Annotated in this window: 11 protein-coding genes and 3 rRNA genes; 3 read left to right on the top strand and 11 right to left on the bottom strand. The window is 70.5% G+C overall.

Annotated features, from left to right (window positions below; all coding sequences use genetic code 11):
* Nucleotides 1-13: 13 nt before the first annotated feature.
* Together OG774_RS00070 and OG774_RS00065 are read right to left on the bottom strand one after the other, a co-directional pair.
* On the bottom strand, nucleotides 14-1,420 hold the full coding sequence (locus tag OG774_RS00070; protein ID WP_328305920.1) for an amidase: 1,407 nt from the start codon (nucleotides 1,418-1,420) through the stop codon (nucleotides 14-16).
* Between the two features lie 36 nt (nucleotides 1,421-1,456).
* Nucleotides 1,457-2,140, bottom strand: a complete 684-nt coding sequence (locus OG774_RS00065; protein WP_328305919.1) for an HNH endonuclease — start codon at nucleotides 2,138-2,140, stop codon at nucleotides 1,457-1,459.
* 208 nt (nucleotides 2,141-2,348) lie between these two features.
* Here OG774_RS00065 and OG774_RS00060 point away from each other — a divergent pair, with 208 nt between their 5' ends.
* The 3 genes from OG774_RS00060 to OG774_RS00050 are packed head-to-tail and all read left to right on the top strand — an operon-like array spanning nucleotide 2,349 to nucleotide 4,523.
* Nucleotides 2,349-3,362 carry a mechanosensitive ion channel family protein gene (locus OG774_RS00060; RefSeq protein WP_420791818.1) on the top strand — a complete coding sequence of 338 codons (1,014 nt, stop codon included), beginning with the start codon at nucleotides 2,349-2,351 and terminating at the stop codon, nucleotides 3,360-3,362.
* Nucleotides 3,363-3,394: 32 nt separating this feature from the next.
* On the top strand, nucleotides 3,395-3,793 hold the full coding sequence (locus tag OG774_RS00055) for a globin (protein WP_328305918.1): 399 nt from the start codon (nucleotides 3,395-3,397) through the stop codon (nucleotides 3,791-3,793).
* Nucleotides 3,794-3,827: 34 nt separating this feature from the next.
* The gene (locus OG774_RS00050) at nucleotides 3,828-4,523 is read left to right on the top strand and encodes a dienelactone hydrolase family protein (protein ID WP_328305917.1); all 696 of its coding nucleotides are present in this window, start codon (nucleotides 3,828-3,830) and stop codon (nucleotides 4,521-4,523) included.
* Nucleotides 4,524-4,525: 2 nt separating this feature from the next.
* On the opposite strand, the gene OG774_RS00045 is transcribed toward OG774_RS00050, so the two are convergent.
* The 9 genes from OG774_RS00045 to OG774_RS00005 all read right to left on the bottom strand — a co-directional run bounded on the left by OG774_RS00045 (nucleotide 4,526) and on the right by OG774_RS00005 (nucleotide 21,081).
* The gene (locus OG774_RS00045; RefSeq protein ID WP_328305916.1) at nucleotides 4,526-5,098 is read right to left on the bottom strand and encodes a hypothetical protein; all 573 of its coding nucleotides are present in this window, start codon (nucleotides 5,096-5,098) and stop codon (nucleotides 4,526-4,528) included.
* Complete coding sequence (locus OG774_RS00040) at nucleotides 5,095-5,520, bottom strand: acyl-CoA thioesterase (RefSeq protein WP_274195825.1); 426 nt, start codon at nucleotides 5,518-5,520, stop codon at nucleotides 5,095-5,097. The genes OG774_RS00045 and OG774_RS00040 overlap by 4 nt, the downstream gene beginning before the upstream one ends.
* Nucleotides 5,521-5,554: 34 nt before the next feature.
* The gene (locus tag OG774_RS00035; protein WP_328305915.1) at nucleotides 5,555-10,513 is read right to left on the bottom strand and encodes an NAD-glutamate dehydrogenase; all 4,959 of its coding nucleotides are present in this window, start codon (nucleotides 10,511-10,513) and stop codon (nucleotides 5,555-5,557) included.
* Nucleotides 10,514-10,664: 151 nt separating this feature from the next.
* Nucleotides 10,665-13,121 carry a hypothetical protein gene (locus OG774_RS00030; RefSeq protein WP_328305914.1) on the bottom strand — a complete coding sequence of 819 codons (2,457 nt, stop codon included), beginning with the start codon at nucleotides 13,119-13,121 and terminating at the stop codon, nucleotides 10,665-10,667.
* Nucleotides 13,122-13,134: 13 nt separating this feature from the next.
* Nucleotides 13,135-14,811 carry an energy-dependent translational throttle protein EttA gene (gene ettA / locus OG774_RS00025; RefSeq protein WP_328305913.1) on the bottom strand — a complete coding sequence of 559 codons (1,677 nt, stop codon included), beginning with the start codon at nucleotides 14,809-14,811 and terminating at the stop codon, nucleotides 13,135-13,137.
* Between the two features lie 50 nt (nucleotides 14,812-14,861).
* Nucleotides 14,862-15,479 (bottom strand): single-stranded DNA-binding protein, encoded by a 618-nt coding sequence (locus OG774_RS00020; protein ID WP_328305912.1) that lies wholly within the window; start codon nucleotides 15,477-15,479, stop codon nucleotides 14,862-14,864.
* 310 nt (nucleotides 15,480-15,789) lie between these two features.
* Nucleotides 15,790-15,906: ribosomal RNA gene (rrf, locus tag OG774_RS00015) — 5S ribosomal RNA — on the bottom strand.
* 149 nt (nucleotides 15,907-16,055) lie between these two features.
* A 23S ribosomal RNA gene (locus tag OG774_RS00010) occupies nucleotides 16,056-19,163 on the bottom strand.
* Between the two features lie 386 nt (nucleotides 19,164-19,549).
* Nucleotides 19,550-21,081: ribosomal RNA gene (locus tag OG774_RS00005) — 16S ribosomal RNA — on the bottom strand.
* Together the 16S, 23S and 5S rRNA genes form the textbook arrangement of a ribosomal RNA operon.
* Between the last annotated feature and the right edge of the window lie 216 nt (nucleotides 21,082-21,297).

The following is a 21,297-nucleotide window of genomic DNA, read 5'->3' as shown; positions in this document are numbered from 1 at the left end:
GCCCCGGGTCGCCTCACATCCCGGGCGGACGTCGCTGCGCCCACGGCCGCGCCACCTCGACCTCGGCGGCGAGGGCGAGCAGCACCGCCTCCTCGCCGCGCCGCCCGCGCAGCGAGACGCCGATCGGCAGGCCGTCCGACCAGGACAGCGGCAGGGAGATCGCGGGCTCGCCGGTGAGGTTGGCGATGGCGGTCCAGGGGGTGAACGCGATCTGGCGCGCGAAGTCGTCGGCCGGGTCGCCGCCGGCGGTGAACCACCCGACCGGGCGGGGCGGCAGCGCGACGGTCGGGGTCAGGACGGCGTCGTACGCCGTGCGCTCGGCCACCAGCGCGCGGGTCGACACCTGGAGGGTGTGCAGCGCCGCCATCGCCTCCCACCCGCCGACCTGGCGGCCGCGGGCTCGCAGGTGGCGGGTCAGGGGCTGCAGGCGGGGTTCGTCGGCGGGCGCGACGGGGTCGCCGAGCGAGAGCACCGTCCACAGCGTCAGGAACGCGGCGACCGCGTCGTCGGGCAGGCGCAGCGTCACCGGCTCGACGTGGTGGCCGAGCTCGGCGAGCAGGGCGGCCGTGTCCCCGGCGGCCCGGCGGCAGGCGGGGTCGACGACGGCACCGTCCAGCGGCGCGTCGACGGCCAGCGCGATCCGCAGCCGCTCCGGGGGTCGGGCCACGGCCCCCAGGAAGCCGCCGTCGGGCGGGGGCGCGGGGACGAAGGGTTCCCCGGGTGCGGACCTCGTCATCGCGTCGAGGAACGCGGCCGCATCGGCGACGGTGCGGGCGAGCGGACCGTGCACCGACAGCCCCGCCGGATCACCGCCCGCCGGGCCGGCCGGGACGCGCCCGCGGGTGGTCTTGAGCCCGACCAGCCCGCACACGGACGCCGGGATGCGCACCGAGCCGCCGCCGTCGCTGCCGTGCGCGACGGGCAGGATCCCCGCCGCCACCGCGGCGGCCGCCCCGCCGGACGACCCGCCCGCCGACCGCGTGGTGTCCCACGGCGTCACGGCCGGCAGCATGCCGGCGGGCTCGGTGTAGCAGGGCAGGCCGAACTCGGGGACCGCCGTCTTCCCGATGCTGATCGTGCCCGCGGCGCGCAGGAGGCCGACGACGTCGTCGTCGTGCGCGGGGACGTACCCGTCGTAGATCACCGAGCCGCGGGCCGTCGGCACGCCGGCGGTCGCGGTGAGGTCCTTGATCGCCGTCGGCACCCCGGCGAGCGGTCCGCCGCCGACGACACCGGCCCGGTCGAGCGCCCGCGCGGCGTCCCGGGCCCGCTCGGGTGCGAGCACCGCGAACGCCCCGAGCTCGGGGCCCAGGCGTTCGGCACGGGTGAGGGCCGCGTCGACGACGTCGAGCGCGGTCACGTCACCGTTGCGCACCGCCGCCGCGGTCTCGAGGGCGGTCAGCTCGTGGAGGTCGCTCACGGGTGCACCATCGTGCACGCAGGAGTCCACGAGGTGTCAGGCGGCCGTCTCCCCCAGGTACGGCAGCCAGAGCGGGTCGGCGTCGACGACGCTCGCGAGAAGGCGCCAGTGTCGGCCCCGCGGCGCGGTGGGCATGGTGCGCAGCGGCCAGCCGAGCTCGGCGAGCAGCTTGTCCGCCTTGCGGTGGTTGCACCGGGCGCAGCACGCGACGCAGTTCTCCCACGTGTGCGTGCCGCCCCGGCTGCGCGGGACGACGTGGTCGATGGTCTCCGCGCGCCCTCCGCAGTAGGCGCACCGGAAGCGGTCGCGGTGCATGAGCGCGGCGCGGGTCAGCGGCACCCGCGCGCGGTAGGGCACGCGCACGTAGGTGCGGAGCCGGATCACCGAGGGGACGTCGACCGAGCCGGTGGCCGAGTGCAGGACGAGCCCGGCGGCGTCGCCGTGGACCACCTCGGCCTTGCCGCAGACCAGCAGCACGATCGCGCGCCGGAGCGGCAGCGCGGTGAGCGGTTCGAAGGTGGCGTTGAGGAGGAGGACCCGGCGGCGACCCCAGGACGGCGCGGTGGGCGCGGTCGGCGTCGGGGAGAGCGGGGCCGGGAGCGAGGGAGCGAGGGAGAGCTCGGGGACGGGATCGGGAGGGTCGAACGCGCCGTACGGCGGCGTGGTGGGCGGGACCTCGCTGACCAGCGGAGTCACGCTGCCGGGTTGTCGTTCGTGCACACGACCACCTCCCGGGGAGTTGGCCCTATACGACCACACAACTCGCGCGATCGCACGCGTGTTCTGATCGCCTGCGCGGAGCGACCGGCGAGGGTCGGGGCTCGGGTGGGGCATGCCGGGGCGTGCTCTAGCGTCGGGGAACGTGACCGTGCCGCCGCCGACACCGCCACCGGCCCCGAGCAGCACCGCGCCGGCGCCGTCGGGCTTCCTGGACAACCCGCTCTCGAGCGTGATCCCGCCCGAGGCGCCCGCCTGCGCGGCGGACCAGGGCTCGCTGTGTGCGCGCGTCTACCGGCTCACGCAGACCGACTGGCTGTCCCGGTCCGCCGACGAGCTGTTCGCGCACGCCGTCGTCGTCCTCCTGATCATCGTCGTCGCGGTGATCCTGCGCCTCGCGGTGCACCGCGCGATCCACCGCCTGACCAGTGGCGCCGGCGAGGGGCGGGTCCCGACGCTGCTGCGTCCCCTGCGCGACCGCGCGGTGCGCACCCTGCGCGACGCCGCCCCGCTCATGGTCGAGCGCCGCACGCAGCGCGCCCAGGCGATCGGCTCCGTGTTGCGGTCGTTCTCGACGATCCTGATCTACGGCGTCGCGTTCGTGCTCATCCTGGGCGAGTTCGGGGTGAACCTCGCCCCGATCATCGCGTCGGCCGGGATCGTCGGCGTGGCCATCGGTTTCGGCGCCCAGAACCTCGTGCGCGACTTCCTGTCCGGCATCTTCATGATGCTCGAGGACCAGTACGGCGTCGGCGACGTCGTCGACCTGGGCGAGGCCACCGGCACCGTCGAGGCCGTCGGCCTGCGCGTCACGACGCTGCGGGACATCGCCGGCACCGTCTGGTACGTCCGCAACGGTGAGGTGCTGCGCGTCGGGAACTCCAGCCAGGGCTTCTCGGTGGCCGTCGTCGACATCCCCGTCGGGCACTCGGCGGACGTCGACGACGCCCTCGAGATCGCCGAGCGGGCCGCCAACGCCGAGTGCGCCGAGCCGAAGATCGCGAGCAAGGTGATCGCCCCGCCCGAGATGCTGGGCGTCCAGTCGGTCACCGCGGAGGGCGTCCTCATGCGCCTGACCATCCGCACCCGTCCCGGCGAGCAGTGGGCGGTGCAGCGCGCCGTGGCCGCCGAGGTCAAGAGCGCCCTCGACGACGCCGGGGTGCCGGCGCCGTACCCGTTCGGCGGCCGGCCCGGCGTCGCGGGCCCCGGGACCCCGGCGGTCTGACGGGCCGGGGCGGGATCTGGGACCGTGGTGGGGTGAGTGCACCGCAGGCCGGACGGCCCGAGACCTTCTACGACGCCGTGGGCGGGCACGAGACCTTCGTGGCGATCGTGCACCGCTTCTACGAGCAGGTCGCCGACGACCCTGTTCTGCGTCCCCTCTACCCCGAGGAGGACCTGGGCCCGGCCGAGGTCCGCCTGCTCATGTTCCTCGAGCAGTACTGGGGCGGGCCGCAGACCTACTCCCACCAGCGCGGACACCCGCGGCTGCGGATGCGGCACGGCCCGTTCGCCATCGGTCCCCTCGAGCGGGACGCCTGGCTGCGCTGCATGCGCGTCGCCGTGGACGAGGCGAACCTCCCCGAGGATCGGCGCCGGCAGATGTGGGAGTACTTCGAGATGGCCGCCACGAGCATGATGAACAAGACCTGGTGAGCGCCCGGGCCTGACGCCTGGTGGGATGGCCCGCATGGCCGAGAACCCGCTCCAGAACGTCTCCTTCCCGAGCAACGGACGGACCGCCCACGGGTACCTGGCCCTGCCCGAGTCCGGCTCCGGACCCGGCGTCGTGGTCATCCAGGAGTGGTGGGGCCTGACCAGCCACATCGCCGACGTGACCAACCGCCTCGCGGCCGAGGGCTTCGTCGCGCTGGCCCCCGACCTCTACGGCGGCACGACCACCCACGACTCCGACGAAGCGGGACGGCTCATGCAGGAGCTGCCCGTCGACCAGGCCGCGACCGACCTCGGCGGCGCCGTCGACTACCTGATCGAGCACGAGGCCGTCACCGGCGACAAGGTCGGCGCGGTCGGCTTCTGCATGGGCGGCGGGTTCGTGCTGGTCCTCGCCGCGCAGCAGGGCGACAAGATCGGTGCGGCGGTGCCGTTCTACGGCGTGCTGGGCGAGGACTACCCCAGCTTCGAGAACCTCTCCGCCCCGCTCCTCGGGCACTTCGGCGAGGAGGACGAGATGGCGCCGCCGGAGGCCGTCGAGGACCTCGCCGAGCGGATCGAGAAGGAGTCGGGGATCCGGCCGGACTTCCGCCTCTACCCGTCCGACCACGCCTTCTTCAACGACGAGAACCTGCTCGGCACCTACGACCCCGAGCAGGCCCTCAAGGCCTGGAGCGCCACGCGCGACTTCCTGCGCGCGAACCTCGGCTGACGTCAGCTCAGCAGGGCCAGCCGGGGTCGGCGGCGGCGCACGATGGCGCTGTCGCCGACCTCGACCCGCATCCACGCGTCGTCCTCGGACAGCGCGACGGTGAGCGCCGCGGGGTCCTCCGGCCAGCCCATCCCCGCCACCGCGACGAGGCAGCGCACGGGCACCCGCACCCCGCCGCCCTCCCACGCGGTGTCGTCGAGGCCGGCCTCGGTGATGCGGGCGACCAGGGCGTCGACCTCCTCCGCGGGGATCGACCCCACCGCCCGCCACGGCCCCTCGTCGGGCAGGTCGCCGCGCCAGCGCCCGTCGACGGCCGCCCCGGGATCGACCTGCGGGGCGTCGACGACGCTCAGCGCGGCGAGCAGGTCCGACCCCGTCACCGTGACGTCGCGCGGCTCCACCGACCCGCGGGTCCGGGCGGCGACGAGCACGTCGAACGGTGTGCCCGCCCACAGCGCCACCCCGTCGCCCGTGTCCCGCAGCCGCACCACGGCCGCCGGGTCGAGCCGCACCACGCGACCGACGACGTCGGCGAGCGCCGCCCGGTCCGCCGCCCCGGGGACCGCCAGGCTCACGAGTAGCTCGCGAGGAACTCCCGCTCCACCGAGGTCAGGCGTCGCGGCCGCTCGCTGGCGAGGTCGTAGGGCACGAGCTGGGTGGTCGCGGTGACCGCGGGCTTCGCGGCGTCCCAGCCGCCGTCGCCATCGGGCAGCAGGAGCCGGTAGGCGACGCGGAACGACGCCGCCCGCACGTCCTGCGCGGTCATCTCGACGCGCACCCCGGACGGTGACCACGTGATCGGGCGCTTGTAGGCCACGTCCAGGGCGGACACGAGCAGGCCGCCCTCGAAGTCCCCCACGCCGGCCTCGGTCGCGGCGTCGAACAACATGCCGGTGCGGGCGTCCTCGAGCAGCGTGACCACGCGGGCGTGGTTGACGTGCCCGTAGGCGTCCTGGTCCGACCATCGGACGGCCACGTCGTTGACGTACGGAGCCACGCGGTTGCTTCCTCCTGCGCTCGGACGGATCTTCTCAGCGAACCATGCTGCGCAGCTGGCGGGCGGCCACCGACACCGTGGCGAGGTCGGCCCGGCGCTCCTTCGCGATCTCGGCGAGCGCGGTGCGCGCGCGCACCAGCCGCGAGGCGTTGGCCTGCTCCCAGTGCTCGATCTTCTCGTCCACCGACTCCTCGGGGCCGGTGTCGGCCAGCACGTCGAGGGTGATCGCGCGCAACGACGCGTACAGCTCGTCGCGCAGGGAGAGCCTCGCCAGCGCGTTCCAGCGGTCGGAGCGGTCGAGCCCGGCCACGGCCGTGAGCAGCGCGTCCAGCCCGAGGTGCTCGGAGAGCGCGTAGTACAGCTCGGCGACGGCGAGCACCTCGTCGTCGGTGACCTCGCCGTCGGCGGCGAGCACCCCGCCCTGCTCCCGCTCGGCGATCTCGGTGATCTCGACGACGTCGAGCAGCCCGAACGCGGAAAGCCCGCCGAGGGCCCGCCGGGCGAGCTCGACCGGGGTGCCGGCGACGACGAAGTCCTGGGTGCGGGCGAACAGGCTCTCGGCCTCGCCCCCGCGCAGGAGGTCGGGGACGCGAGGCGCGAGCATCGCGAGCCACGGCTTGAACCGCTGGATCTCGGCGCCGACCGCGAGCGGCTGGGGCCGCTGCGTGAGGAACCAGCGCGCCGCGCGGTCGAGCTGGCGACGCGCGGCGAGGGTGATCCGGTCGGCGACGAAGGTCGGGAGCACGTGCTCGCCCGCGGCGAGGTCGGCGGCCAGGTCGTCGAGCCCGAACACCGAGGTGGCCACGTGGTAGGCCCGCACGGCGTCACCCGGAGACGCCGCGACCTCCTGGACGAGGCGGTGGACGTAGGTCAGTCCCCCGCCGTCGACGACGGTGTTCGCGAGCATGGTGGTGACGATCTGGCGGCGCAGCGGGTGCGCGGCGACGGCGTCCGGGTAGCGCTCGGCGAGCACCGGTGGGAAGTACGCCGGCAGCCGGCGGGCGAACACCTCGAGGTCGGGCAGCTCGGAGGCGGCGAGCGCGTCCGTGAGGTCGAGCTTCACGTGCGCCATCAGGGTGGACAGCTCGGGGCTGGTCAGCCCTCGGTCGTCGTTCCAGCGGGCCTCGAACTCCTCCTCGGAGGGGAGCACGTCCAGCTCGCGGTCCAGCCGCCCGCGGGCCTCCAGGTCGGCGACCAGGTCGCGGTGCACGTGGAGCATGCCGACCGCGTGCGCGCGCGACACCCCCAGCACCTCGTTCTGGGCGACGTTGTCGGCCAGCACGAGCCCGGCCACGTCCTCGGTCGTCGCGGCGATCTGCTCGTCACGGTCGGCCGGGGCGAGCTCGCCGCGCTCGACGAGCGAGTCCAGCAGGATCTTGATGTTGACCTCGTGGTCGGAGCAGTCGACGCCCGCGCTGTTGTCGATCGCGTCGGTGTTGACCTTGCCCCCGGCGCGGGCGTACTCGATACGACCGCGCTGGGTCAGGCCCAGGTTGCCGCCCTCGCCGACCACCGCGACCTGCAACTCGTCCCCGTCGACCCGCACCGCGTCGTTGCTCTTGTCGCCCACGTCGGCGTGCGTCTCGGTGGAGGCCTTGACGTAGGTGCCGATCCCGCCGTTCCACAGCAGGTCGGCGGGGGCCCGCAGGATCGCGCGGACCAGCGCCGGCGGGTCGAGCTTGCCCGGCTCGACGTCCAGGACCTCCGCCGCGCGGGCCGACACCGGGATCGCCTTCATGGTGCGCGGGAAGACCCCGCCGCCCTCGCTGATCAGCGATGTGTCGTAGTCGGCCCACGACGAGCGCGGCAGCTCGAAGAGCCGGCGACGCTCGGCGAACGAGACCGCCGGGTCCGGGTCGGGGTCGAGGAAGACGTGACGGTGGTCGAACGCGGCGACGATCTTCAGGTGCTCGGAGAGCAGCATGCCGTTGCCGAACACGTCGCCGGACATGTCGCCGACGCCGACGACGGTGATCTCGTCGCTCGCGACGTCGGTGCCGAGCTCACGGAAGTGCCGCCGCACGCTCTCCCACGCGCCGCGGGCCGTGATGCCCATGGCCTTGTGGTCGTAGCCCACCGAGCCGCCCGAGGCGAACGCGTCGCCCAGCCAGAACCCGTAGTCGGTGGCCACGGCGTTCGCGAGGTCGGAGAACGTGGCGGTGCCCTTGTCGGCGGCGACCACCAGGTAGGAGTCGTCGCCGTCGTAGCGCACCACGCCGTCCGGGGTGCGGATCGCCGACTGCGCCGCGTGCCCCTCCCGGTCGTCGACGAGGTCGAGCAGCCCCGAGACGAACATGCGGTAGCAGGCGACACCCTCGGCGCGGGCGGCATCGCGGTCGGTGGCCGCGTCGCCGGTCGGTGCGGGCGGCCGCTTGACAACGAACCCGCCCTTGGCGCCCACCGGGACGATCACCGCGTTCTTCACGGCCTGCGCCTTGACCAGGCCCAGGATCTCCGTGCGGTAGTCCTGCAGGCGGTCCGACCAGCGCAGACCCCCGCGCGCGATCGCCCCGAACCGCAGGTGCACGCCCTCGACGCGGTTGGAGTGCACGAACGTCTCGATGGCCGGCACCGGCTCGGGCACCCCGGGCACCTGCGCGGGGTCGAGCTTGAGGGCGAGGAACGGCCGCGGCGCGCCAGCCTCCATCCCTCCCTGGCCTGCGTTGCGCCGGAAGTAGTTGGTGCGCAGCGTCGCGCGCACGACGCCCAGCAGCGAGCGCAGGATGCGGTCGGCGTCGAGGCTCGTGACCTCGGCGATCGCGTCCGTCACCCGGCCGTCGACCTCGGCCACGCGCCGCTCGCGCTCGTCGTCGGACAGCGCCGGGTCGAACCGGGCCTCGAACAGCTCGACGAGCCCGACGGCGACGTCGCGGTGGGCGCCCACGACGTCGGTGATGTAGCTCTGCCCGTAGGCGCTGCCGACCTGGCGCAGGTACCGCGAGAACGCGCGCAGCACCGCTGCCTGGCGCCAGGAGAGCCCGGCGCGCAGCACCAGCGCGTTGAAGCCGTCGGCGCCGACGTGCCCGCTCCACACCGCGTCGAACGCCTCCGCGAAGCGCTCGGTGAGGTCGTGCTCGGTGCCCGGCGGCACCGTGTCGGTGTCGCCGAGGCGCAGGCCGAAGTCGTTGATCCAGCAGCTCACGCCGTCGCTGCGGGTGACGCCGTAGGGCCGCTCGTCGACGACGACGACACCCAGCGACTGCAGCGCCGGCAGCACCGACGAGAGCGTCGCGCGCCGGCCCGCGAGGTAGAGCTTGAGACGGCGGTCGCCGGCGTCGGGGTTCGTGGGGCGGTAGAGACGCACGGCGGTGTGGTGGCCGTCCCCGTCGGTGCCCTCCGGGGTGAGGCCGTCGAGGACCCGCAGGTCGAGGAGCCCGCGCTCGGGGCCGAAGTCCTCCTTGTAGGACTCCGCGAACGGCTCGCCGATGCTCGCGAGGACCGCGCGCTCCTCGCCGGTCGCGAGCTCGCGCAGACGGTCCGACCACGTGCGCGCGGCCTCGGCGAGCTCGTTCGTCAGCGCCTCGAGGTCGGGCGACACCGGCTCCTCGCGCCCGGTGTGCACCGTGACGTGCAGGAGCGCGAGCTGGTCCTCGGTGACCCGGGCGGTGTGCTCGAGGTCGGTGCCGCGGAGCTCGCGCATGAGCACGTCCTGCATCCGCATGCGCGTCGCCGTCGTGTACCGGTCGCGCGGCAGGTAGATCATGCACGAGAAGTAGCGGCCGTACGGGTCGCGGCGCAGGAACAGCCGGACCCGCCGCCGTTCGGCGAGGTCGAGCACACCGGTGGCCGTCGACTCCAGCGAGTCGCGGTCGGTGCACAGCAGCTCGGCCCGCGGGTAGGTCTGCAGCACCTCGAGCAGGCGCTGGCCCGACCACGAGTCGACCGGGAGCCCGGCCTCGGCCACGACCTCCTGCACGCGCCGCGACACCACGGGAATGCCGAGCACGTCGGCGTGCCGGGCGGCGACGGTGAGGATCCCGAGGAAGCGGTGCTCCCCGACGAGGCGGCCCTCCTCGTCGTGGATGCTCACGCCCACGTAGAGCGGGTGCTCCGGGCGGTGCACGGTCGACCGGGCGCTGGCCCGGGTGAGCACGAGCAGCTTGCGCGGCGCGGCGTCGGCGGCGACACCCGCGGGGCGCACGCTGTCCGGGCTGGCGGTCAGCGTGCGCGCGACGAGGCTGTCGCGGCGCAGCACACCCAGCCCGGTGGCGAGGACGCCCCGCAGGGCCGGCCCCTCCGGGGTGTCGATCAGCTCCTGGCGCCGGTAGCCGAGCAGGATCAGGTTGCCCTGCGCGAACCAGCGCAGGAGGGCGACGGTGTCGGCCGTGTCCGCGCCGCCGCCGGCCGCGGCGAGCTCGTCGGCCAGGGCGCGCGCGGTGGACACCATGCGGTCGCCGTCCTCGACGACCTCGCGCACGTCGGTGAGCACGCCCGAGAGGCGGGCGTGCAGGTCGGCCGCCAGGTCGCGCGCCGGGTCCGAGCCGGGCAGGTCGCCGAGCTCGATGTTCATCCACGACTCGGCGACCGTGCCCGGCGGCGGTGCCGCGGGGTCGGCGAGCGGGAGGATGTCCAGCAGCTCGCCGCGCACGTCCCGGCGCACCACGATCACCGGGTGCACGACGCGGTGCACGCTCGCGCCGGTCCGGTCGATCTCGGCGAGCACCGAGTCGATGAGGAACGGCATGTCGTCGGTGACGACGAGCACCGAGATGCGCCCCGCGGCGCCCGGGGTGTCGAGCACCGCGGTCACCGGCTTGCCCGGCACCCGCAGGCGGGCGAGGCTGCGGTGCGCGCGCACGGTCGCCAGGGCGTCCGCCGGCTCGGGGACGAGCTCGCTGTCGGGCACCCGGGCGAAGTAGGTGATCGCGAGCTCGCCGAGCTCACTGTCCGGCGGGTCCTGGTCGGCGGCGACCGCCCGCAGCACCTCCCGCACGCCGGGCCAGGAGCCCGCCGTCCCGTCCCGGGCGGCGTCACGGCTGGTGGTCGTCGTCATGGCGTGCTCACACACCTCGCACGTCGGTGGGCGGAGGTTGCCCCGGTGCGCCGCTCGCGGCACGACCGAGGGGTCACGCGAGCCACCCTAACGACGCCCCGGGGCGCCGAGCCGGGGCTCGAGGAAGGCCCGGCGTCCGCCCGGTGGCCGGTCACCGGCGCGCCCGTCGGTCGTCGGCGGCGTCCGGCCCGGGGCCGGCGGAGTGGTAGGCGTCCATGGCGTCGGCGAGCAGATCGGCCAGCCGCGGGCCGGAGTCGTCCGCGCCGCGCGCCGACGGCACGCCGTTGCGCGAGCCCGGCGGCCCGGCGTTCCGGGACGGGGTGGCCGAGGTCGGGGTGTCGTGCGTGGCGCCGGTGCCCGTCGAGGTCCGGGGCGCGGCGGCAGGCCCGGCCGGACGGGCGCCGGGGGCGCTCGGCGTGACGGCCGTGTGGCCGTTGGTCCCGTTCAGCGGCTTCGGCGAGCCGTTCGTGAGGCCGCCCCCGAGCGGCACCCCGGCGTCCTCGTACTCGCTGAGGAGGTCGACCAGGGTGAGCGCCAGCTCCCGTGCCAGCTCGTCGTCGGCACCTCCCGGCCCGGCGCCGGGCCCGGTGGTGACGCCCTGGCCGAGAGCGTTCCGACCCAGGGGGCTGCGACCGTCCACACCGCGGGCGCCCTGGCCGTTCCGGCCGTTCGTGCCTGCGTGGCCGGCACCCGGTTGCGCGGTGGCGGTCACCGGGTCCGGGTCGTCGAGGGCGTCACGCCGCCGGCGCCCGGACCGCTCCCGGTCCTCGTCCCGCGTCCCGGTGGTGGGCCGCTCGAGGCCGAGCGGATCGCTGTCGTCGGGGGTCGCCGCCCCCCGGCCGGTGTCCCCGTGTCCACGATCCGCGAGGGGATCGGTCCCGCCCTCGTCGGCCCGCCGGTGGGTCGACCCGTGCTCGTCGTCCCAGGAGCCGAGGGGGTCGTCGCGCCGGTCGTCGGAGCGGGAGGACCAGGGCACGTCGTCACGACGGGGCAGGATCGACTCCGGCGCCTCCCACCGCGCGTGGGCCCGGGCGAGCCGCCGGCTCCGGGCGGCCGCGGGGTCGTCGTCGCCCGGGCCGTCGTCGCTCCGGGTGCCGTCACCGGGGGTGTCGTCGCCGGGGGTGTCGTCCTGAGGGGCATCGGTCAGTGCCTCGGCGGGGCCGTACTCCGGCGGCTCGGTGTCGGTCGCTGCCGGCTCGGCGGTGGCGGACGCGGTCGAGAAGGCGACGAACTCGCCGCGGGCAGCGGCCAGCGCGGCGGCCAGCAGGTCGCCCGGGTCGCCCTCCTCGCGGTAGCGGTTCCGGCGGCGGCGCGGCTCGGCGGCCGGTTCCGTGGCCTGCTCCGACAGGTCGGGGACGGCGTCGCTCCCTGGCACCGACTCCTCGGGCTCCCCCGGCTCCGCGCTTGTCGGAGGGCCGTCGAGCGCGAACGCCTGGGCGGGTTCCGAGACCACCGGGGACGGTGCGTCGGTGGCGATCTCGGCAGGGCCCGCACCGCCGGTGACCAGCGCCCAGGCGCCGTCGGCGTCCTCGCCGGTGGCCCGGTCCGGGGAGTCCCCGGTGGCCGCGGGGATCCGGTCCTCGTCGCGGGAGAGCACGGCCGCCAGCGCGACACGGGCCCGCGTGACCTCCTCGTGCGCCGCCTCCAGGTGGGGGCGGGCGCGACGGAGCTCCTCCAACGCCAGACGGGCGTCGCCACGTCCCTCGGCCACGGCGGCGAGCACCTCGACCGCGACGGCGACCTGCGCCTCGTGGCCCCGCGCCGCCAGGTCCGTCTCCGCCTCACGCGCCAGGCGCTCCGCGGTCTCGAACTCGCCGGCCGGCAGGTGCACGTGCTGCGCCAGCACACATCGCAGGCGACCCAGCGCCAGCGAGGTCGTCGCCTGGGGCGTGTCCGCCAGCGCCGGCGTCCCCGCCTCGCGGGCCTCGTCGCGACGGCCGAGCCCGGTGAGGAGCTCGACGCGGTCCGCGAACAGCAGGGCGGCCTGGCGCCCCCCGTCGGCGACGTTCGCGTCCGACACCGCGACACGGAGGACCTCGAGCGCCCCGGAGGTGTCCCCCGCGTACCGCCGAGCCTCCGCCCGGGCGCGCCGCATCGCGAGGCGCCGGGCGTCGTCCGCGGTGTCGCCCACGAGGTCGTCGACCTGACGTCCGGCCGCGTCCACCCCGGCGACGTCACCCCGGGTCGCCCGCGCCGCCGCCCACGCGACCAGGGCCTCCGCGCGCACCACCGGCGGCAGCACACGTCCGGCGGCGAGCGGCTCGAGCAACCTCTCCGCGGCGTCGGTGTCGCCACACCGCAGGGCCGCGAGGGAGAGCTCGCACCGCAGGGTCCCGGCGTCGGCGATGCGGCCCTCGCGCTCGGCCGCTCGGAGGTGAGGAAGGGCGCGCACGATCAGCTCGGCACCCCGGTCGGACTGTCCGAGTGCGAGGACCGTCGACCGCTCGGCCGCGGTCCGGGCGCTCGTGTCCGCGCCGGCCACCCGGGCGACGTGCTCGGCCAGGGCGACGCTGAGCTGCGGATCCGTCCACCGCAGGCCCTCCGCGACCGCGAGGATCGCGCTCGCGCTGAGCCCTGGGACACCGGGCTGCCCGGCCGGCACCTCCACCTCGGGGAGTCCCTCAGTCCCGGGTCAGCTTGCGGTGCGTCACGCGGTGCGGGCGGGCGGCGTCCGGGCCGAGGCGCTCGACCTTGTTCTGCTCGTAGTCGGCGAAGTTGCCCTCGAACCAGAACCACGAGGCAGGGTGATCGTCGGTGCCCTCCCACGCCAGGATGTGGGTGCAGACGCGGTCGAGGAACCAGCGATCGTGGGAGACCACCACGGCGCAGCCCGGGAAGTTCTCCAGCGCGTTCTCGAGCGAGGACAGCGTCTCGACGTCGAGGTCGTTGGTCGGCTCGTCGAGGAGCAGGAGGTTCCCGCCCTGCTTGAGCGTCATCGCCAGGTTGAGACGGTTCCGTTCCCCGCCGGAGAGGACGTTCACCGGCTTCTGCTGGTCCGGCCCCTTGAATCCGAACGCCGAGATGTACGCGCGGGACGGCATCTCGACGTTGCCGACCTGGATGAAGTCGAGCCCGTCGGACACGACCTTCCAGACGTTGTCGGTCCCGGAGAGGCCTTCACGTCCCTGGTCGACGTAGGAGAGCTTGACCGTGTCGCCGACCCGCACCTCGCCCGAATCCGGCTTCTCGAGCCCGACGATCGTCTTGAACAGCGTCGTCTTGCCGACACCGTTCGGCCCGATGACGCCGATGATGCCGTTCGGCGGCAGCGAGAACGACAGGTCCTTGATGAGCAGGCGGTCGTCGAAACCCTTGTCGAGGTGGCTCACCTCGACCACCACGTTGCCCAGACGCGGGCCCGGCGGAATCTGGATCTCCTCGAAGTCGAGCTTCCGGGTCTTCTCCGCCTCGGCCGCCATCTCCTCGTAGCGGGCCAGACGCGACTTGCTCTTGGCCTGCCGCGCCTTTGCCCCCGAACGCACCCAGGCAAGCTCGTCCTTGAGGCGCTTCTGCAGCTTGGAGTCCTTGCGCCCCTGGACCGCGATGCGGTCGGCCTTCTTCTCGAGGTAGACCGAGTAGTTGCCCTCGTAGCCGATCGCCCGCCCACGGTCGAGCTCCAGGATCCAGCCCGCGACGTTGTCGAGGAAGTACCGGTCGTGGGTGACGGCGAGGACCGCACCCTCGTAGTTGGCGAGGTGCTGCTCGAGCCACTGGACGCTCTCGGCGTCGAGGTGGTTGGTGGGCTCGTCGAGCAGCAGCAGGTCCGGCTTGCTCAGCAGGAGCTTGCAGAGCGCCACGCGCCGGCGCTCGCCGCCGGAGAGGTGCGTGACCGGGGAGTCGCCCGGCGGGCACCGGAGGGCGTCCATCGCCTGCTGCAACTGGGAGTCGAGGTCCCACGCGTCGGCGTTGTCGAGGTCCTCCTGGAGGGCACCCATCTCCTCCATGAGCTCGTCCGAGTAGTCGGTGGCCATGAGCTCGGCGATCTCGTTGTAGCGGGCGAGCTTGGTGGCCACGTCACCCGCGCCCTCCTGCACGTTGCCGAGGACCGTCTTCTCCTCGTTCAGCGGCGGCTCCTGCTGGAGGATGCCGACGCTCGCGCCCGGGGCGGCGAACGCCTCGCCGTTGTTCGGCTGGTCGAGTCCCGCCATGATCTTCAGAACGCTCGACTTGCCCGCCCCGTTGGGGCCGACGACACCGATCTTCGCGCCGGGGAGGAAGTTCAGCGTGACGTCGTCGAGGACCACCTTGTCCCCGTGGGCCTTGCGAACCTTCTTCATGGTGTAGATGAACTCAGCCACGCCTCCGATGGTAGTTCCCACCGCTCGGCGTCCACCGGCCCCGGGGCCGTTCAGGCGCTCGCGCGCGACGAGCCGGAACGCCGCCGGTCACCCGGCGTGATACCGGTGACCGTCGCCCCCTCCGACTGCGGTCCGTCGACCACCGACGCGACCTCCGGGGCGTCCTCGGTGACCAGGGTCGGCTCGCTGCTCGGCACCGTGGCGAACGCGGGGACGACGTCGGACGTCCCCTCTCCGAGCCCCGCCGGTCCCGCGAGCCCGTCGTCGCCCTCGGTCACCGCCCCCTCGGCAGCCTGGGCGCCGTCAGGGCGACGGCGGTGGACGTCCGCGGTGCAGCGTGCGAGGTCCGGCCCGACCGCCACGGCGCTGATCTCGGTCATGTAGCGCCGCACGCCCTCCGCCTCGTACTCGCGCACCGAGAGGCGCCCGGTGACGATCACCGGATCGCCCTTCGTCAGGCAGCGCGCACCGTCGGCCAGCCGCCGCCAGCAGTTGACCGACGCGGTGAATCGGTCGCCGTCGACCCAGGACTCCGACGCCTTGTCCCAGCGACGCTCCGAGCTCGCGACCCGGAAGGTCACGAGCATGTGCTCCAGGTTGGCACCCACCCGCCGTGCGATCACGTCGCCCGCGACGTTCCCCGTCACGGTCACCATCGTCTCGTTCACGTCGAACTCCGCTCGTCCTGTCCGGGGCCGGGACGATTCCCTGCCCGCACGACGCAGCATCACGCCGCCGGCGCGTGCGACGGGAGCACGGACCGCCAGCCTGGGGACGAGAGCGAGGGGTGTGGACGGACCGACGTCGTGGTGAGCCGTCGAATGGTCCGGACGGCCTCGACAGCGCCTGCGGACAGACGATGGGACACGGGCCGGGAATCGACAGGTCCTGGGCGCGCGAAAAAGGGGCGGGGGCTCCTGGTGGAGTCCTCGCCCCTTTTTTTTGTGGGGTGGTGATGTGTGTGGGGGTGGTCGGGTGTTCCGGCGGTGTCCTACTCTCCCACGACCTGTCGGTCGCAGTACCATCGGCGCTGGAGGGCTTAGCTTCCGGGTTCGGGATGGGTCCGGGCGTTTCCCCTCCGCTGTGACCACCGGAACACCCCACCACCCCCACGAGCCGGTTGCCCGGTTGTGGGGTGGGGTGTGTGGTCGCTGGGATATGCACAGTGGACGCGAACAGTTTGTTCGTTACGCAGTTGTTTGCCGTGTTCACACACAAGCTCGTCGTGATTGCTTGACGTGTGTGTGGGCAAGTCCTCGGCCTATTAGTACCAGTCCACTGAACGCCTTGCGGCGATTACATGTCTGGCCTATCAACCCACTGGTCTGGTGGGGGCCTTAACCCTCGAAGGGGTGGGAGACCTCATCTTGGAACAGGCTTCCCGCTTAGATGCCTTCAGCGGTTATCCTTTCCGAACGTAGCCAACCAGCCGTGCCCCTGGCGGGACAACTGGCACACCAGAGGTTCGTCCGTCCCGGTCCTCTCGTACTAGGGACAGCCTTCCTCAAGTCTCCTGCGCGCGCGGCGGATAGGGACCGAACTGTCTCACGACGTTCTAAACCCAGCTCGCGTACCGCTTTAATGGGCGAACAGCCCAACCCTTGGGACCTACTCCAGCCCCAGGATGCGACGAGCCGACATCGAGGTGCCAAACCATGCCGTCGATATGGACTCTTGGGCAAGATCAGCCTGTTATCCCCGGGGTACCTTTTATCCGTTGAGCGACACCCCAACCACGTGGTGGTGCCGGATCACTAGTCCCGACTTTCGTCCCTGCTCGACCCGTCGGTCTCACAGTCAAGCTCCCTTGTGCACTTGCACTCGACACCTGGTTGCCGACCAGGCTGAGGGAACCTTTGGGCGCCTCCGTTACCCTTTGGGAGGCAACCGCCCCAGTTAAACTACCCACCAGGCACTGTCCCTGGACCAGATCATGGTCCGAGGTTAGATGCCCAATTCGACCAGAGTGGTATTTCAACGTTGACTCCACGATCACTGGCGTGACCGCTTCCCAGTCTCCCACCTATCCTACACAAGCCGAACCGAGCACCAATACCAAGCTGTAGTGAAGGTCCCGGGGTCTTTCCGTCCTGCCGCGCGTAACGAGCATCTTTACTCGTAGTGCAATTTCGCCGAGTCTGTGGTCGAGACAGCGGGGAAGTCGTTACGCCATTCGTGCAGGTCGGAACTTACCCGACAAGGAATTTCGCTACCTTAGGATGGTTATAGTTACCACCGCCGTTTACTGGCGCTTAAGTTCTCAGCTTCACCCCGGAGGGTTAACCGGTCCCCTTAACGTTCCAGCACCGGGCAGGCGTCAGTCCGTATACATCGTCTTGCGACTTCGCACGGACCTGTGTTTTTAGTAAACAGTCGCTTCCCCCTGGTCTCTGCGGCCCCACCCCGCTAACCCGCAAGGGGTTTCACGGGACAGGGCCCCCCTTCTCCCGAAGTTACGGGGGCATTTTGCCGAATTCCTTGACCACAGTTCGCTCGAACGCCTCGGTATTCTCTACCTGACCACCTGTGTTGGTTTGGGGTACGGGTCGCGTAGGAACTCGCTAGAGGCTTTTCTCGGCAGCATGGGATCACTCTACTTCGCCTCAAACGGCTATGCGTCACGTCTCAGCCTCATGGTGAACGGATTTGCCTGTCCACCGGCCTACACGCTTGCACCAGCACTACCACTAGCTGGCGGAGCTGCCCTCCTGCGTCACCCCATCGCTTGGCTACTACCAGGCGGGGTCCCGCGCTCCCCTCGAGGTGCTCCCGAAGGAGACACCCGAGGTTCGGGCGGTTAGCACACCTGGATTCGCCAGGGACGCGCCTACACGAGCACGGGAATATCAACCCGTTGTCCATCGACTACGCCTGTCGGCCTCGCCTTAGGTCCCGGCTCACCCTGGGCGGAAAAACCTGGCCCAGGAACCCTTGGTCATCCGGCGGCAGAGTTTCTCACTCTGCTATCGCTACTCATGCCTGCATTCTCACTCACACGGGCTCCACGACTGGATCACTCCGCCGCTTCACCGCCCGCATGACGCTCCCCTACCCAACACCACCACCAGCTACGCCATCAAGGGCAAGCAGTGTTCACGCGGTGTTGCCGCGGCTTCGGCGGTGCGCTTGAGCCCCGCTACATTGTCGGCGCAGGACCACTTGACCAGTGAGCTATTACGCACTCTTTCAAGGATGGCTGCTTCTAAGCCAACCTCCTGGTTGTCTGGGCGATCCCACATCCTTTCCCACTTAGCGCACGCTTAGGGGCCTTAGCCGGCGATCTGGGCTGTTTCCCTCTCGACTACGAACCTTATCGCCCGCAGTCTCACTGCCGCGCTCTCGCTCACCGGCATTCGGAGTTTGGCTGACTTCAGTAAGCTTGTAGGCCCCCTAGGCCAACCAGTGCTCTACCTCCGGTGAGTACCACGCGACGCTGCACCTAAATGCATTTCGGGGAGAACCAGCTATCACGGAGTTTGATTGGCCTTTCACCCCTACCCACAGCTCATCCCCCAGGTTTTCAACCCTGGTGGGTTCGGGCCTCCACGCCGTCTTACCGGCGCTTCACCCTGGCCATGGGTAGATCACTCCGCTTCGGGTCTAGAGCACGCGACTGAATCGCCCTGTTCGGACTCGCTTTCGCTACGGCTACCCCTCAACGGGTTAACCTCGCCACGTACCACTAACTCGCAGGCTCATTCTTCAAAAGGCACGCCATCACCCCGCAAGGCTCTGACGGCTTGTAGGCACACGGTTTCAGGTACTGTTTCACTCCCCTCCCGGGGTACTTTTCACCTTTCCCTCACGGTACTCGTCCGCTATCGGTCATCAGGGAGTATTTAGGCTTACCGGGTGGTCCCGGCAGATTCACAGCGAATTTCACGGGCTCGCTGCTACTCGGGGACACCGCAACGGGAGAACGCAGTGTTTTCGTCTACGGGGGTCTCACCCTCTACGCCGACGCGTCCCAACGCCTTCGACTAACACCACGAACACCCGCACCAGGACGGCAGCCCTGATACGCGGAACCCCACAACACCCCACCAGCAACGCCTGCCGGCTCTCACACTGGCGGGGTTTAGCCTCTTCCGCTTTCGCTCGCCACTACTCACGGAATCACTCTTGTTTTCTTCTCCTGCGGGTACTGAGATGTTTCACTTCCCCGCGTTCCCTCCCACCGTCCTATACATTCAGACGGCGGTGACACCCCATGACGGGTGCCGGGTTACCCCATTCGGACACCCTCGGATCAAAGCTCGGTTGACAGCTCCCCGAGGACTATCGCGGCCTCCCACGTCCTTCATCGGCTCCTGATGCCCAGGCATCCACCGTGCGCCCTTAACAACTTGACCAACACACACATCAAGAAATCACGACACAAATGTGCACAGAAACAAAAGATGCTCGCGTCCACTGTACAATTCTCAACGACCACACGAACCGCCACCCGACAACCCCCACAGGGGAAGCAGGTGAACGATCGCCCCTCGAGACAACAACAAAGCCCCCCACAGGGGGCCGGGTCGTCCTCTCAGGACCCAACAGTGTGCTGCCCAACCCGAAGGTCGGGAGTTTGGTGATTCCACATTTCTCGAGCAACCCCCTCCCACCCCCGACCACGGAGTCCGAAGACTCCCGAGCTCGGGGAGGTACTGAGGCCCTCCACCACCAGCCACAGCGCGCACAGAACACTCGCCTGTGAACACGCCGGCTGATGGTGTTCGGTGAAGCTCCTTAGAAAGGAGGTGATCCAGCCGCACCTTCCGGTACGGCTACCTTGTTACGACTTCGTCCCAATCGCCAGTCCCACCTTCGACCGCTCCCCCCCTTGCGGGTTGGGCCACGGGCTTCGGGTGTTACCGACTTTCGTGACGTGACGGGCGGTGTGTACAAGGCCCGGGAACGTATTCACCGCAGCGTTGCTGATCTGCGATTACTAGCGACTCCGACTTCACGGGGTCGAGTTGCAGACCCCGATCCGAACTGAGACCGGCTTTACGAGATTCGCTCCACCTCACGGCTTCGCAGCCCTCTGTACCGGCCATTGTAGCATGTGTGAAGCCCTGGACATAAGGGGCATGATGACTTGACGTCATCCCCACCTTCCTCCGAGTTGACCCCGGCAGTCTCCCATGAGTCCCCGGCATCACCCGCTGGCAACATAGGACAAGGGTTGCGCTCGTTGCGGGACTTAACCCAACATCTCACGACACGAGCTGACGACAGCCATGCACCACCTGCACACCAGCCACAAGGGAACGCCCATCTCTGGACGCGTCTGGTGCATGTCAAACCCAGGTAAGGTTCTTCGCGTTGCATCGAATTAATCCACATGCTCCGCCGCTTGTGCGGGCCCCCGTCAATTCCTTTGAGTTTTAGCCTTGCGGCCGTACTCCCCAGGCGGGGCGCTTAATGCGTTAGCTGCGGCACGGAACCCGTGGAATGGACCCCACACCTAGCGCCCAACGTTTACGGCATGGACTACCAGGGTATCTAATCCTGTTCGCTACCCATGCTTTCGCTCCTCAGCGTCAGTATCGGCCCAGAGACCCGCCTTCGCCACCGGTGTTCCTCCTGATATCTGCGCATTTCACCGCTACACCAGGAATTCCAGTCTCCCCTGCCGAACTCTAGTGATGCCCGTATCGACCGCACGCCCAGAGTTAAGCCCCAGGTTTTCACGGCCGACGTGACACACCGCCTACGAGCTCTTTACGCCCAATAATTCCGGACAACGCTCGCACCCTACGTATTACCGCGGCTGCTGGCACGTAGTTGGCCGGTGCTTCTTCTCGACCTACCGTCACCCCACCCAGAAGATGGAGCTTCGTCGATCGCGAAAGAGGTTTACAACCCGAAGGCCGTCATCCCTCACGCGGCGTTGCTGCGTCAGGCTTCCGCCCATTGCGCAAGATTCCCCACTGCTGCCTCCCGTAGGAGTCTGGGCCGTGTCTCAGTCCCAGTGTGGCCGATCACCCTCTCAGGCCGGCTATCCGTCGTCGCCTTGGTAGGCCATCACCCCACCAACAAGCTGATAGACCGCGGGCCCATCCCCCACCGAAAAAACTTTCCACCAAGAAACATGCGCTTCAAGGTCATATCCGGTATTAGACCCAGTTTCCCGGGCTTATCCCGAAGTGGAGGGCAGGTCACCCACGTGTTACTCACCCGTTCGCCGCTCGTGTACCCCGAAGGGCCTTACCGCTCGACTTGCATGTGTTAAGCACGCCGCCAGCGTTCGTCCTGAGCCAGGATCAAACTCTCCAACAAAAAACATTGGAACAAAACAGTCCCAGCAAAAAGCACCCAGCCCCACTGGCAAACAAGACCAGGTGCACCCAAAGAAACCCACGACACCCGAAAACAAACCCCGGATGCCGACGGGAAAAACCCACCAAACATTCAGCACACTGTTGAGTTCTCAAAGGACAACCACACCACCGTACAAGCCGACCCACAGGGCCAGACCTTCCGGAAGGCGACCTT

The organism is Actinomycetospora sp. NBC_00405 (genome assembly GCF_036044095.1).
In the GTDB taxonomy this organism is placed as follows: domain Bacteria; phylum Actinomycetota; class Actinomycetes; order Mycobacteriales; family Pseudonocardiaceae; genus Actinomycetospora; species Actinomycetospora callitridis.
The sequence above is the reverse complement of the archived record's forward strand: the minus strand, read 5'-3'. Positions and strand labels throughout refer to the sequence as shown.

Excerpts from the sequence above, each read along its gene's own strand:
- OG774_RS00050 (WP_328305917.1), top strand. The coding sequence starts at position 3,828 with ATGGCCGAGAACCCGCTCCAGAACGTCTCCTTCCCGAGCAACGGACGG.
- OG774_RS00035 (WP_328305915.1), bottom strand. The coding sequence starts at position 10,513 with ATGACGACGACCACCAGCCGTGACGCCGCCCGGGACGGGACGGCGGGC.